11 protein-coding genes are annotated in these 14,477 nt (G+C 33.7%); 4 read left to right on the top strand and 7 right to left on the bottom strand.

The window, feature by feature from the left end:
* Positions 1–2 precede the first annotated feature (2 nt).
* Both HA140_RS05785 and HA140_RS05780 read left to right on the top strand, forming a co-directional pair.
* On the top strand, positions 3–1,307 hold the full coding sequence (locus tag HA140_RS05785; protein ID WP_209040161.1) for a glucose-6-phosphate dehydrogenase assembly protein OpcA: 1,305 nt from the start codon (positions 3–5) through the stop codon (positions 1,305–1,307).
* Positions 1,308–2,699 carry a cobyrinate a,c-diamide synthase gene (locus tag HA140_RS05780; protein ID WP_209040160.1) on the top strand — a complete coding sequence of 464 codons (1,392 nt, stop codon included), beginning with the start codon at positions 1,308–1,310 and terminating at the stop codon, positions 2,697–2,699.
* Here the strand turns inward: HA140_RS05780 and HA140_RS05775 are convergent.
* Genes HA140_RS05775 through folD form a run of 3 tightly spaced genes read right to left on the bottom strand, consistent with a single transcriptional unit; the run spans position 2,696 to position 5,019 of the window.
* Positions 2,696–3,175, bottom strand: a complete 480-nt coding sequence (locus HA140_RS05775) for a divergent PAP2 family protein (protein ID WP_209040159.1) — start codon at positions 3,173–3,175, stop codon at positions 2,696–2,698. The two genes, HA140_RS05780 and HA140_RS05775, sit on opposite strands and share 4 nt — an antisense overlap.
* Positions 3,176–3,185: 10 nt before the next feature.
* Positions 3,186–4,088, bottom strand: a complete 903-nt coding sequence (locus tag HA140_RS05770; protein ID WP_209040158.1) for a polyprenyl synthetase family protein — start codon at positions 4,086–4,088, stop codon at positions 3,186–3,188.
* A gap of 34 nt (positions 4,089–4,122) precedes the next feature.
* Positions 4,123–5,019: a bifunctional methylenetetrahydrofolate dehydrogenase/methenyltetrahydrofolate cyclohydrolase FolD gene (folD, locus tag HA140_RS05765; protein WP_209040157.1), complete on the bottom strand. Its 897-nt coding sequence runs from the start codon at positions 5,017–5,019 to the stop codon at positions 4,123–4,125.
* A gap of 74 nt (positions 5,020–5,093) precedes the next feature.
* Between folD and HA140_RS05760 the strand changes: the two genes are divergently transcribed.
* A complete protein-coding gene (locus HA140_RS05760) occupies positions 5,094–6,566 on the top strand; it encodes an HDIG domain-containing metalloprotein (protein ID WP_209040156.1) in 1,473 nt (490 codons plus the stop codon).
* Positions 6,567–6,574: 8 nt separating this feature from the next.
* On the opposite strand, the gene HA140_RS05755 is transcribed toward HA140_RS05760, so the two are convergent.
* Both HA140_RS05755 and HA140_RS05750 read right to left on the bottom strand, forming a co-directional pair.
* The gene (locus HA140_RS05755; protein ID WP_209040155.1) at positions 6,575–6,967 is read right to left on the bottom strand and encodes a hypothetical protein; all 393 of its coding nucleotides are present in this window, start codon (positions 6,965–6,967) and stop codon (positions 6,575–6,577) included.
* Positions 6,968–7,048: 81 nt separating this feature from the next.
* Positions 7,049–8,689, bottom strand: coding sequence for a 2-isopropylmalate synthase (locus tag HA140_RS05750; RefSeq protein WP_209040154.1), 1,641 nt, complete (start codon positions 8,687–8,689; stop codon positions 7,049–7,051).
* Positions 8,690–8,913: 224 nt separating this feature from the next.
* Here HA140_RS05750 and HA140_RS05745 point away from each other — a divergent pair, with 224 nt between their 5' ends.
* Positions 8,914–10,497 carry a glycoside hydrolase family 57 protein gene (locus HA140_RS05745; protein ID WP_209040153.1) on the top strand — a complete coding sequence of 528 codons (1,584 nt, stop codon included), beginning with the start codon at positions 8,914–8,916 and terminating at the stop codon, positions 10,495–10,497.
* A gap of 5 nt (positions 10,498–10,502) precedes the next feature.
* Here the strand turns inward: HA140_RS05745 and crtL are convergent, their stop codons facing one another.
* Both crtL and gyrA read right to left on the bottom strand, forming a co-directional pair.
* Complete coding sequence (gene crtL / locus HA140_RS05740) at positions 10,503–11,714, bottom strand: lycopene beta cyclase (protein WP_209040152.1); 1,212 nt, start codon at positions 11,712–11,714, stop codon at positions 10,503–10,505.
* Positions 11,715–11,736: 22 nt separating this feature from the next.
* Positions 11,737–14,334: a DNA gyrase subunit A gene (gene gyrA / locus HA140_RS05735; protein WP_209040151.1), complete on the bottom strand. Its 2,598-nt coding sequence runs from the start codon at positions 14,332–14,334 to the stop codon at positions 11,737–11,739.
* Between the last annotated feature and the right edge of the window lie 143 nt (positions 14,335–14,477).

Here is a 14,477-nt window from a genome sequence, read left to right as displayed (position 1 = left end):
AAATGAAACCTCAACTAACACTCCAAACTCCATTAGAGCTTCCTTATCAGGAAATTTCTAATTACCTTAAACAATTATGGATTTCAGAAGATAAAGATAATACTGGAGCTAATACTTTTACATTAATGGTCTGGCAGCCTGCTTGGCTAGAACAATGTTTGGTTCAAAAAGGATTGGTAAGTGGACCAATTACTGGAAATTTAAATACAGAAATAATTGAAGTTACTAAAAAATTTATATTAGATCAAGGTCTTCCTATTACTACTTCCCTCAACAGTAAAGAATTATTGAATTTGTTGAAGGAAAATTCATCTAATAAGGACTTTGAAGATTTTAGAGGACAATTTTTTGAATCATCAATAAGTACATTGAATCCGAGAAGATTAATAACCCTAGCACCAACTTTAAATAAAAATTCAGATATCAAAACTTTTGTATCCGCTTACTGTCCATTAAGTGATACTACTGCTATACAACCTATATGCGGGGATTTAGTCGTTATTAGGGGGGACTCAGCCTCAATATCTAATAAAGGATTAAAAATAATTGATGAATTATCTATTGATGAATTACCTTTATGGTTATGGTGGAATGGAAGCCTAGATGAATCGCCTGAAATCTTCGAATATTTTACTAATTATGGTCTGAGGTTAATAATTGATACTGCTCTTGGATCTCCTAATAGATGTTTAAAAGTTTTAGATCAATTAAATAATTCAAATAAAGCTATTAATGATTTGAATTGGGTTAGGTTGAAAAATTGGAGGGAATCGTTGGCAATGATTTTTGATCCTCCTACGAGGAGACCAATTTTAGATCATATTACTGATATTGATATTGATATAGCGGGGGATCATATTATTCAAGCTTTGTTTCTAATTTCATGGATTAGCGATAAACTTGGTTGGTCTTTTTTAAGAGTTGAAAGGGATACAGAACTAACAAAAATAGAGTTTGAAAGAATTAATGGCGAAATAATTTCTACTTCAATTAATCCCTTATCTTTGGGAAATCCAAGTATTCATTTAGGACAAGTTATTGGATTGAGGTTGATTTCAAAAATTAGTGAGGTTCAAAAAAATAACACTTGTGTAATACTTGGATGTGAATCGGTGGAGTGTATGAGACTTGAAGCAGGGGGAATGGCTAATATGGAATTAATAGAACAAGTGGTTCCAAATTCTTTTTCCACATCGGAGTATGATGTAAGTAAATTATTGGCAAGTAGTAGAGGTAATACAAGTCCTCTTTTTGAAAATTCTATTAAAATAGCCCTTCAAATATTTAATGGTTTTAAAAACTTATAAATGCCTTGTGTAATATCTTCTCCTTCAACTGATAGTGGGAAAACTACTTTATCTCTTTTGATATCTTGTTGGGCGTTCTCAAAAGGTATAAAGATACAAACTTTCAAGGTTGGCCCAGATTATCTTGATCAACAACAACTTAGTTCAATTGGCCAACCTACTTGTAGGAATTTAGATATTTTTTTAAGTGGTGAGGAATGGGTTCAAGAAAGTTTTTTCAAACATTCTTTGAAATATGAATTCTCATTGATTGAAGGGGCAATGGGTCTATTCGATGGATTAGGGTCAACAACCTATTCCAGTACAGCAAATATCTCTAAACTTCTCAATGCCCCAGTAATTTTTATTGTTAATGCTAGAGGTCAAGTAGCATCTCTTTTGGCTAGTGTTAGAGGTTTTAGAGATTTCGATAGTGAGTTGTCAATAGTAGGAATTATATTTAATAACGTTAATTCAGATAGACATAAAAAATTAATCAAAGAAGTGTTTAAAAATGAAGACATCGAAATTCTTGGTTTTTTACCATCTGATTCAAAAATAACTTTAAACAAAGCTAATTTAGGTTTAATACCTCCATTGGATAATGGTAAAGAAATTGATGTTGAATATTTTGCAAATTTTGCCGAAAGAAATCTTGATATATTTTCTCTTTTTAAATTCCTGAAATCCCCTCGAAAGAAAAAATTTAATTCTGTCAGCTTTGAAGATTTTAAAATAGATAAGAGTAAACCTATCGCAATTGCAGAAGATAAAATCTTTCATTTTCAATACCCTGAAACTAAAGAGTTTTTGAGTGAAATAGGAATTCCATTGATTTCATGGAGTATTTATGATGATGAAGAAATACCTAATGAGGCTTCTTCTTTAATTATTCCCGGGGGATTCCCTGAAAAATATGCTGATCATATAAGTAACTCTATAAAAAGCTTAAATTCGTTAAGGAAATTCCGCAAAAATGGATTTATATATGCAGAGTGCGGAGGGATGATGATTTTAGGAGACTTTATAAAAGATGAAAATGGTAAAAATCATAAAATGAGTGGCATCCTTCCTTTTAGATCAAAAAAAAGTAAACTTTCAGTAGGTTATAGATACATTGAGGGTTTAAAAGATACTCCGATCATTAAACAAAATCAATTAATTAGAGGACATGAATTTCATTATTGGGAAATTGAAAATAATTTATCTGAACTTGATTTAAGAAAAGCTGAGCATAAAAAGAAACTTTCTTCCCCATGGAAAATTAAATCTTGGAAAACTGAATACAAAAATGAAGGCTTTTTTGATAAGAAATTACATGCAAGCTGGATTCACTTACATATGCCAAGTTCTCCAGAAGTCGCAAAAAACTTTATCAATGCTACACAAATTAGTTTTTCAAAGGATTCTTAATTTATTATCAAATCAAATATTTTTTGAGGAGAACCTAGAAAAAAAATGCCAGGCAAAGTGATTAATGGTCCTAAAAAACTCCCCACCATGACCTCGATTTTTGTATGGCCAAGGGTTTCCTTTAAAAGCAATTCAGATTGAGGGTCTAGTTTTTTTGATAGTTTATTGATTTCGGCTGCTTGAATTCCTGCTGATTTTCTAACACCACTAGCGTCATACATGACTATAAGTGCTACAGCAACTGCTAAGGCGAATATTGAGCTATCAAATCCTAATTCATAACCTATACCAGACGTAGCACCTGTTATTAAGGCGGAATGACTTGAAGGCATGCCGCCTGTCTCGAACATAATTCCAAATCTTATTTCTCCAGTCGAAAAGAAATTAAATATGATTTTAAAAAATTGTGCTAGTAAACAGGAAAATAAGCTCCAGAAAAGTACTTCATTATTTAAGAAGGCAAAAAACTCATACATAAACTAATATTTATCGGTCTCTATTTGTAATAAAGTCAGCTAAGGATATTAAATAGTTTGCATCTGATCCCCATGGTTCGATTGCTTTTTTTGCTTTTTCCACCAAATCAAATGCTTTTTTCTTTGAATTCTCCATTCCAAGTAATTTAGGGTAAGTGGTTTTGTCAGCCAAAAGATCTTTGCCGGCAGTTTTACCAAGTTTTTCACTACTCGATGTTAAATCAAGGATATCATCAATAATTTGAAAGGCTAATCCAATACCCTCGGCATATGTTGTAAGAGCTCTCAATAGTTTTTCATTAGCTCCAGCTATCATAGCTCCTGTTCTTACGCAAGCTTTCAATAAAGCCCCAGTCTTATGAAGATGTATATACTCGAGTGTTTCAAGGTCAACTTCTTTACCTTCACATTCTAAATCAACAACTTGCCCACCTACCAGCCCAGGAGCGCCAGCAACTAAGGAAAGTTCTCCAATTACATTTAATAATCTAGTTGGTTCAACTCCAGGACTTCTTAAAGAGACCATCTCAAAGGCTCTAGTTAATAATGCATCGCCAGCAAGAATAGCTATTGCATCTCCATATACTTTATGATTCGTTGGCCTACCTCGTCGTAAGTCATCATTGTCCATAGCGGGCAAATCATCATGAATTAAGGACATTGTATGAATCATTTCTATTGCTACAGCAGTAGGTACAGCAAGTGAAGGTTTTCCTCCAGCTAGCGAACAAGATGCTAAACATAAAATTGGACGTATTCTTTTTCCTCCAGCCAAAAGAGAATATCTCATTGATTCCCTAAGTATTTCTGGTTTTTCCGGACCTAGAGAAAAATCAAGAGCTTCTTCTACTATCTTTTTTGTACTTGTAAGATATTTTTCAAAATCAGAAATATTTTCGAGAACTTCAGTCATTTTATTCCTTTAATAAATTTTTTCATCTCAAAGTTTATGGCAGAAGGTCATTAATTGTTGATGATAGCCCAAATTGTTTTTGCCAGCTAAAAATAGTATTTACAAGTAACATTGTTACCGTCATTGGTCCAACACCTCCTGGAACGGGAGTATAAGCAAAAACTTTAGGTATGACGTCCTCTAATAATACATCCCCACATAATCTGGTTTTATCTTTATCAGAACTTTTTAATCTATGTATTCCAACATCGATAATCACTGCTCCATCTTTCACAAAACTTGAATCTACAAGATTCGGTATTCCTGCAGCAGCAATTAGTATGTCAGCCTCCTTGCAGATTTTATTTAAATTTAATGTTTTTGAATGAGTTATTGTTACTGTCCCATTTAGATTTAACAACATCAGAGATAGGGGTTTGCCAACTAGTAAACTTCGTCCAATAACAACAATTTTCTTACCTTCAATTGCAATATTTTGGGACCTTAATAAATTAATAATTCCGGCTGGGGTACAAGATCTCATCGCTGGTTCATTTTTAACTAATTTGCCCATGTTTTTTTCATTTAATCCATCTACATCTTTATATGGATTTATAAAACTTATTAATCTTTGCTCATCAAACTTCTTTGGGATGGGGAGTTGTAGCAACATTCCATCAATATCCTTGTCTAAGTTTAGTTTGTTAATTAATTGTTCAACTTCTTTTTGTTCTACATTATCTTGCAGATGAAAGATAAAACTCTTTATTCCAACCCTTGCACATGCTTTTTCTTTGTTATTAACATAAACGCCGCTTGCAGGGTCTTCACCTATTCTTATTACAGCCAAACCAGGTGCTCTTTTAGCAATTCTTTCATTACTAGAAATAAAGTTGTTTAATTTTTGCTCAATTTCAAGAGATAATTTTTTACCGTCTAATTTTATTGACATTTAGAAAAACAACTCCTTTTTTCACCTAGCATGCCTATAATTTTAAATTATTCAAATAGATTAACTAATATTCTGTGCAAAACATTACAACTTACTTAAAAAAATTGTTTTATCTATGGTGTAGAAGTCAAGTTCCGATAAAACAACCAAATAAAATTTCAAAAATTGATAACCTTATAATTTTTTTAATTTGTATTTTAATTTCAATCGTTTCTTCTTACAAATTACTTTTAATTTCCTCCTTAAAGCTTTCAGATATTTTTTCTTGGCTTTTGACATTTACCGAAGTCTTAATTAGCACTGGGATTTTGATATTGGTTTCTAAAAAAGAGAATCCCACAATTAATTCAAGACAAATAATTTTGATCGTTACTCTTCTTTTAGCAGTACAGGCAACGAAATTAGTCTTTGCTTCGACCATAAGTCCATTATCGATTATTATTCCACCCGCGTTGATAATATCTCAAGCCATGGGCAGCATAACTGCTTTGGCTTGGGTATCAATAGCCAGCCTTAGTTGGCCCGACCCAGCGATTGTTATTAATAACAATTTATTTTTTATCTCATTAGTTGGCGCTTCGGTAGTATCTCTACTTGGTGGAAGAATAAGAAGTAGAGCGCAGCTACTACAATTATCAATTTTTGTTCCCGCTGGATCTTTTTTAAGTCAATGGATATTGATAGGTAAAGATGAAATATCTCTTGTTGATAAGCAAGAATTAGTTTTTGCTAATGGCAAAATTTTTTCCGATTCTTTATTATTAGCAATAGTAATGCTTTTTACAATTTTATTTATCCCTATTTTTGAATCCATATTTGGACTATTAACTAAAGCAAGATTATTAGAATTAGCGGATAAAGAGAAACCCCTCATAAGAAGATTGTCGCTGGAGGCTCCTGGAACTTTTGAACATACATTATTGATATGTGGTTTAGCAGAGGAAGCTACACGAATGATTGGAGGTGATATTGATTTAATTAAAACGGGAGCGCTATACCATGATGTAGGCAAATTACATGCACCAAATTGGTTTATTGAGAATCAGGATGGTTCAAAGAATCCTCATGATGAAATAGATGATCCATTTAAAAGTGCTGATGTTTTGCAGGCTCATGTTGATGAAGGATTAAAGTATGCAAGAAAACATAGGCTACCTAAACCAATAGCTAACTTCATCCCAGAACATCAAGGCACTCTTAAGATGGGATATTTTTTTCACAAAGCCAAAGAGAAAAATATCAATATTGCTGAAAATGATTTTAGATATAAGGGCCCAATTCCGCAATCAAAGGAGACGGCTATATTGATGCTCGCTGACGGATGTGAAGCAGCACTAAGAGCTATGAATATTAATGCTTCTGACAATGAAGCTTTGGTAACCATATCTAAGATTATCTATTCACGTCAGAAAGATGGTCAATTAAATGAAAGTGAGTTAACAAAGGGGGAAATTTTCTTAATTAAAAGAGCATTCTTGAATGTTTGGAAAAGAATTAGACATAGAAGAATTCAGTATCCAACTATCAAGAATAATACATTTTCTTGATTTTCAATTTATAGTCTTATACTTCTTCGGTGCTTTGGATTACACCAATATAGAAGAGCTAGTGTACTTAGGATTGTTGTTATTAGAGTAAACCCTCCAATTCCAAAAATGTCCTGAAGTGTTACGAGTCTTACCACTGAATACGGACCCATCCCAGAAATTACCATTGAAAGAGACACTATAGTTAAAGTTACGCCCCATTTTCTTTCTGCTAAAAGGGCTGCTGAAGAAACAATTCCTACTATCGCAGCAGGCCATCCAAGGCTAATTGCAAGAGTTATGTTGGCAACTTTTAGTGGAGGCCCAAAACTTATTATTAATGCGATTATTGGAAGCGCAATTATATTGCTAACTAATCCAACCCATGAAAGTACCCAGTATCCTAATAACCTTTCTCTCATTATTTACTGCTTAGACTATTAAATTAATCTAACCCATTAAGATACAGTTTTTATAACTACTTAATAATCCTGAGAAATAATTTAATTTGCAGGATTAGATAGAAATGTTTTCTCAGGATTTTCTAAATTATCAAATTGTGGATGAATTGAATTTTTTTTCTCGGAAAATAAAAGTCTATTTAAGGCATTAACATAAGCATTGGCAGCAGCAACTACTACATCGGTGTCCGCAGAATGACCGGAATATATCTTATTTCCCCTTCTTATTCTTATTGTTACTTCGCCCAAAGCGTCAATTCCTTCTGTTACCGACTTGACAGAAAATTCAATTAATTCATTAGGAACTTTAGCTAATTTATTTAAAGCCTCGCATACAGCATCAACGGGTCCAGTCCCTATTGATACAGCAGTATCCTCAGTATTATCTTCCGTGTTTAGAAGCGAAATGGTGGCAGTAGGTTTAGATGCGTTACCGCAACTTACTTGTACAAGACTTAATTGAAATTTAGCTTCTGGGAGCTGCACTTGTTCACTAACGATTGCTTCTAAATCTCGATCAGTAATCTCTCTTTTCCTGTCAGCTAAATCTTTGAAACGAGCAAAAGCATCATTTAAATCTTCTCGACTCAGGTCATATCCCATCTCTTCTAATCTTGCTCTTACTGCACTTCTTCCACTAAGTTTCCCCAAAGATATTTTGTTATCACTCAACCCAACAGTTTTTGCATCGATAATTTCATAAGTTAGTCTATTTTTTAAAACCCCATCCTGATGAATGCCTGACTCATGTGCAAAAGCGTTGGCTCCCACAATTGCTTTATTAGGTTGTACAGTCATCCCAGTTAGGTTGGAAACGAGTCTAGAGGTTTTCGTTATTTCTTCTGTTCTTATAGCCGTAAGAGGAGTTGGTGAATCTGGATTTCTTTTGAAAAAACTATTAAAAAAACTTTTCCTAACGTGCAGCGCCATTACTAATTCCTCCAGAGAGGCATTACCGGCTCTTTCTCCAATTCCATTAATAGTACATTCTAGTTGTCTCGCTCCATTTTTTACTGCTTCTAGAAAATTGGCTACTGCTAAACCTAAATCGTTATGGCCGTGAACCGAGATTACCGCCTCGTCAATATTTGGAACATTCATATTTATATCGGCAATTAGTTTGCCAAATTCACTAGGAGTAGTAAATCCAACAGTATCAGGGATATTTATTGTTGTCGCTCCTGCAGAAATTGCTAGTTGAATCACTTCGTATAAAAAATCAGGATCACTCCTTGAGGCATCTTCACAAGAAAATTCAATATCATCTACCAACGATTTTGCATAATTAACCATCTCTGGAACTATTTGAAGAACATCTTTTCTGGATTTTTTAAGTTTATGTTTAAGATGAATATCACTTGTGGCAATAAAAGTATGTATTCTTTTCCTAGGAGCTGGACTTACTGCTTCATAACATGCTTTTATATCTCCTTGTGACGCTCTAGCTAAACCACATATTATTGGACCATTTTCTTTCCCTACAGCATTGGCAATTTTATTAACAGCTTTAAAATCTCCTGGACTTGCGAAAGGGAATCCAGCCTCAATAACATCCACTCCTAGTCTTGCTAATTGATGAGCGATAGCAAGTTTTTCTTCAAGATTTAAGCTAGCACCAGGAGACTGCTCTCCATCACGAAGAGTTGTATCAAATATCAAAATTCTTCCAGGATCTTTTGACATGAGATGGAGTAATCTAGACTTATATTAAGCTAATTAAAAAAAATTGACTAGATTTAGTTCAAAAAAATTTTATGCAAATTTATAACTTAAACAATATTGGTTAAAATTCTGAAGAAAAAAATGAAATATTTAAATTATTAAAGTATTCTTTTAGGATCAAAGCTTCCTTTTATAAAAGGTTGGTTTTGATTTTTTATAGAATTTTAGGCATAAATTATAAGAGTATGAATGGGCGATACCCCCAAGGAAATGTTTTAGGTCAGTTGGCGATAGTTTTACATGCTCATCTACCTTATGTCAGAAAAAATGAAAAAAACTCCTTAGAAGAGGATTGGTTATTTCAGGCGATTCTAGAATGTTATATACCACTACTTCAATCAATAGAATCTTCCAAAAATGAAAATCCTGAAAATACAAAACTTACTATTAGTTTGTCTCCAACATTATTATCACTTCTAAATAACAAGCAAATTCAAGAAACTTTTCCAAGCTGGATTAAAACAAGGAATGATTTCCTAAACGAACTGCCAATAGAAGAAAAAAATGCCTCTGCATTTTTAATGAATAATCTTAATGATAAGTATCTATATTGGCAAAATTGTTCTGGAAATTTAATTGAGAAGTTTAGGTTATTAAATAACTCTGGAAATTTGGATATTCTCACTTGTGCTGCTACTCATGGATATTTACCAATTCTAAGGGAGAACCCTGAAACTATTAAAGGACAAATAAATACAGCCATTAGGAGCCATGAAAATATTTTTGAAACAAAGCCTTTAGGTATTTGGTTACCTGAATGCGCATATTATGAGGGCTTAGATGAAATATTATTTAATTCTGGAATTAGATATACAATCTTAGACGGGCACGGTATTCTAAATTCCACGCCAAGGCCTAGATATGGTGTATATGCTCCAATATGCTCTAAAAAAGGAGTGGCTTTTTTCGGGAGAGACAGTGAGTCAACCCTGCCCGTTTGGTCTGCTAAGGATGGATTTCCGGGCAATAAAGTCTACAGGGAATATCATAAAGATTTGGGGTGGGAATTGCCTCTCTCAAGTCTCCAAAAGAAAGGTATTTCAACAAAAAGACCTTTGGGTTTAAAGTTTCATAAGATTACAGATGAAAATATTTCTTTAGGGAAAAAAGAGTTTTACCTTGAAAATGAAGCCAAAAATAAGGCGTCAGAACATGCTGATGCCTATCTTCTGGCGAGATCCAAACAACTAGAAAAATTGACTTTATCCTCTTCCTTTAACCCTTTATTGGTAGCTCCATTTGATGCAGAGTTATTTGGTCATTGGTGGTATGAAGGACCTTTTTTTATTGAAAATATATTAAAGAACTCTAGAAAATATTCAATTAAGCTTACAAATTTAAAAGAATTCTTAATGCAAAAACCAAATCTTCAGATTTGTGACCCATCGCCATCAAGCTGGGGGCAAGGTGGTTACCATAATTACTGGATTAATGATGCAAATGCATGGATCGTTCCAGAAATCACAAAGGCAGGCTCAACCTTTGTTAATTTGTGCTTAAAAAATTTTAATAATGACTTATCTCCAAGACTTTTTAAACAAGCCGCAAGAGAATTACTTCTCTCTGAGTCTTCTGATTGGAGTTTTATTCTAAGAGCTGGAACCACAACTGAGCTCGCAAAAGAGAGAATAGAAAGACACTTATTCAGGTTCTGGAAATTGATTGAAATGATCAAAAATCAATCTAATATTAATTTAAAATTTCTTGAAGATATTGAAGAAGAGGATAAAGTCTTCCCAAATATTAATATTGATGATTGGCGAAAATAAAAATACTAATTTAACTTGAGCATTCCTAGTTTCACTTTTAGAGGTGAATTTATAAACATCTTACTCATCACGTAAATTAGTTTTGGAAGTGGAAGTGTATTAGTAAGAAAACCTACCCATTCATTGGTTGCTAATTTAAAGAAATTCGTGAAAAAGCTTCTTAATCTACTTTCGTCAAAACTCATCAATCTTCTTAGACCGTATTGGTAAAGTTTGTGCCTTTGTGTTAACTCGTAAGGCCATAGGATTTCCCAACCTTTTGTTGCTAGTTCAAAAGAACTTAGATGAGGTTCTTTTAAAAAGATTGCTAATTTTTCTGCAAGGAGGGGAGCTCTTCTTAATAAAGAGCCGATCATATATCCTGAGGCCGGATGCACCATGCTTGCAGACCCTCCGAAACCAAGTACAAATTGTTTTTTAAATGGGAGGGGTAAATTCATTGGGAAAAGGCAATTCTCTTCATGAAAAATTTCACATACCTCGATGCCTTTACTATTTAGTCTTTTAACAAGTCTTTTTTTAAGATTTTCTTGAGATAATGCAGGATAACTAGCTAAGGATGTTTCTTCGACAAAAAAAGTTTCATTTCCCAGATCCATTGCATAAAGAAAGGAAGGGGAGGATAACTTTTCTTCTTTGTTCAGATGATTTGGACGAAAATCCATTAGAACAAACTGTTCTTTATTAACAGGTGGCGATGAAAATTTACCGACAATTCCATAAGCAGCTTGTTGAGCAATTTCATCCTGAACTGGTCTTTTTACAAAATTACTTTTATGACCACTTGCGTCAATCACTAACCTAGCCGTAATTCTTAGACCTGAAAGACAAATTACCTCAGATAGTTTGTTTTTCTCGACAATATTTTCTGCAGTTTCATTCAACCATTCAATTCCTCTGCATTTTTTTAAAAGTTCATTTTGAAAAGCTTCTTGATTTATTAAACCATAATCATAGTTATGTTTTGTGGGAGTATCCCCCTTTTTATTTTCCCCGTTTCCAAAGAAACTAACAGTTTTACTCCATCTGTGAGATAACAAGGACTCTAATCCTAATTCCTCTAGCTCTGATGCCCATATACCATAAGTATTCTCCCATTTTTCAGTTGGAGATTTAGTGGATATTCCCTTAATTTTTAGATTTTGCTTGGCCAATTCTGAAGCTAAACATAATGCTGCAGGACCGGAACCTAAAATTAAAATATCAAGTATTTCCATATTATACATTTGATAATTGTTCTTACTTTTCTCTCTCAGAGCTTATTTTGTCTATTTCGTTTATTTGTTCATGAGGGACTAATACTACTTCTGATAAATGATCTCCCTCGTCCAGTTTTTGTAATTTTACTCCAGTAGCTGCCCTAGATTGCTGTGAAATTTTATCAGCGTTTGTTCTAACTATTACACCTTTTTCGGTAACAAAAAGTAACTCTTCTCCTTCTCCAAGGACTTTCAAACAAACTAATACATCATCTTCAATTCTGAACTTTATCGCTCTTAAACCCATCCCTGCTCTTTTTTGTAATCTAAATTGAGTTACTGGAACTCTCTTTCCTAGTCCAAATGCACTAGCTATTAATACCCAAGGTCCTTCTGAAGAGTTAACTAAAAGACTTTCATCATTTTCTTTTGTAAGATCCCCACTTTTTGCTAATTGATCAACCAAATCAGATGTCAAAACATCCATAGATACAAGATTGTCTCCTTTTCTAAGGTTCATGGATTTAACGCCCCTAGCTGTCCTGCCAAGTGGCCTTAATTCATTAAAATCCAATCTGAAATGAATAGCCATTCCTGTTCTTGATCCAATTAAAACACTATCACCTTCTTTTGATAATCTGACCCAAGTTAAGGCGTCTCCATCCTCAAGATTAATTGCTATTAAACCATTTGAGCGAATTTTTGAGAAAGCAGAAAGTGAAGTTCTTTTTATAAATCCAGCCCTAGTAAGCATTAATAAATAAAAATCGTTATCAAAAGAATCTACTGCAACTAATGAAGTTATTTTTTCTTCTCGTGGTATCGGGAGAAGTTGAACTGATGGAGTACCCTTTGCTGTTCTACTGCCCATAGGAACTCTATATGCTGGGAGAGCATAAGCTACCCCTCTATCACTGAAAAGTAAAAGAGTATCATGATCGTTACAGCTTATGAATAATTTGACCTCATCATCTCCATGGGTCTTTGTGCCAGCTTTACCCCTTGACCCACGACTGGTAGATTCAAATTCGTTGACGGGCATCCTTTTTAAATAACCAGCTTCAGTTAATAAAACTACTGACCTATCATTTGCTATAAGATCAATATCATCTAGACCACCACCTAAATCTAGTATTTCTGTTTTTCTTGGAGAAGAAAATTTTTCATCTATTTTATTAAGTTCTTCAAGAATAATTTCATAAATTCTTTCTTTACTATTCAATATTTGCTCATATTGGTTTATTTTTTGAGTTAAATCATCATGTTCAGCCTTAATTTTATCTGCCTCAAGGGCTGTTAATCTTCTTAACTGCATTTGTAAAATTGCCTCTGCCTGCGTGGAAGATAACTCATGATCAGTTTGTAATTTTTCGCGAGCTGTAATTACATCTTTGGCTGATCTTATTAAATTGATAATTTGATCCATAGCAGCTAAGGCTAATAGAAGTCCCTTTACAATGTGATCCCTTTCTTCTGCCTTTCTTAATAAGAATCCTGTTCTTCGTCTTATTGTCTCAACCCTAAAATCTAGAAATACATCTAACATTTTTCGAAGTGAAAGAGTTGTGGGTTCTCCTTTTACCAAAGCTAGAATATTCGCACTAAAGTTATTTTGTAGGGGAGTTAACTTAAATAAATTATTTAAAACTACTTGTGGATAGGCATCTCTCTTTAGTTCGATAACAATTCTCATTCCATCTCGATCACTTTCATCTCTAATATCAGAAATTCCTTCTAATTTTTTATCATTGACCAAGTCAGCAATTCTCTCTATCAAAGCTGCTTTATTAGTTTGAAAAGGTAGTTCCGTAATTATTACTGCATCTTTCTCTGCCCTACCAGCAGCTTTGATTTGTTCAATATTTGCAACACCTCTCATTGTTATTGAACCTCTTCCAGTTTTGAAAGTTTCTCTAATCCCATCTCTTCCTAAAATTTGTCCTCCAGTGGGAAAATCAGGACCTTTGATTATTTCAAAAAGTTCCTTACTTTCAATCGAAGGGTTTTTGATTATTGCTTTGAGACCATTAATTAATTCTCCCAAATTATGTGGTGGAATATTAGTTGCCATTCCAACTGCTATTCCAGATGAACCATTTAAAAGTAATTGAGGTATCCTAGCCGGCAAAACCGTTGGTTCTTGTTGTGAACCGTCAAAATTATCAGAAAAATCTACTGTTTCAGATTCAATATCCTCTAATAAACTTTCGTCCGTAAGAGACTGTAAACGAGATTCTGTATATCTCATTGCTGCTGGAGGGTCGTTATCAACAGAACCAAAGTTTCCATGGCCATCTATGAGTGGCATCCTCATAGAGAAATCCTGGGCCATCCTAACTAAAGCATCATAAACAGCAGTATCGCCATGAGGGTGGTATTTACCAAGTACTTCTCCTACAACTCTTGCACATTTTCTGTATGGTCTACCGCTAGTTAAACCAAGTTCATACATTGCATAAAGAATTCTTCTGTGGACAGGTTTTAATCCATCTCTTGCATCTGGAAGAGCACGACCAACTATAACGCTCATTGCATACTCAAGGTATGAACGAGACATTTCATTTCTTAGGTCAGTCTGAATAATTCGATCGTTATCTTCGCTTAATCCTGAGTTATCGGAATCTAAAATATCAGACATACAAAAATCCTTTCTTTAATAATAATGGCTGATTGTCATAATGAATAAAAAAAAAGATTTATTTAATTCCCAAATACTCACATTTACACACAAATCAAAATAAAACCTGTTGTTTTTGAATAAACCTTGGCTTATTACCCCTT

It is taken from the genome of Prochlorococcus marinus CUG1417, from assembly GCF_017695975.1.
Classification (GTDB): Bacteria; Cyanobacteriota; Cyanobacteriia; order PCC-6307; family Cyanobiaceae; genus Prochlorococcus_A; species Prochlorococcus_A marinus_AG.
The sequence above is the reverse complement of the archived record's forward strand: the minus strand, read 5'-3'. Positions and strand labels throughout refer to the sequence as shown.

Coding starts and splice junctions, on each gene's coding strand:
- HA140_RS05785 (WP_209040161.1), top strand. CDS start 3: ATGAAACCTCAACTAACACTCCAAACTCCATTAGAGCTTCCTTATCAG.
- HA140_RS05780 (WP_209040160.1), top strand. CDS start 1,308: ATGCCTTGTGTAATATCTTCTCCTTCAACTGATAGTGGGAAAACTACT.
- HA140_RS05775 (WP_209040159.1), bottom strand. CDS start 3,175: ATGTATGAGTTTTTTGCCTTCTTAAATAATGAAGTACTTTTCTGGAGC.
- HA140_RS05770 (WP_209040158.1), bottom strand. CDS start 4,088: ATGACTGAAGTTCTCGAAAATATTTCTGATTTTGAAAAATATCTTACA.
- folD (WP_209040157.1), bottom strand. CDS start 5,019: ATGTCAATAAAATTAGACGGTAAAAAATTATCTCTTGAAATTGAGCAA.
- HA140_RS05755 (WP_209040155.1), bottom strand. CDS start 6,967: ATGAGAGAAAGGTTATTAGGATACTGGGTACTTTCATGGGTTGGATTA.
- HA140_RS05750 (WP_209040154.1), bottom strand. CDS start 8,689: ATGTCAAAAGATCCTGGAAGAATTTTGATATTTGATACAACTCTTCGT.
- HA140_RS05745 (WP_209040153.1), top strand. CDS start 8,914: ATGAATGGGCGATACCCCCAAGGAAATGTTTTAGGTCAGTTGGCGATA.
- crtL (WP_209040152.1), bottom strand. CDS start 11,714: ATGGAAATACTTGATATTTTAATTTTAGGTTCCGGTCCTGCAGCATTA.
- gyrA (WP_209040151.1), bottom strand. CDS start 14,334: ATGTCTGATATTTTAGATTCCGATAACTCAGGATTAAGCGAAGATAAC.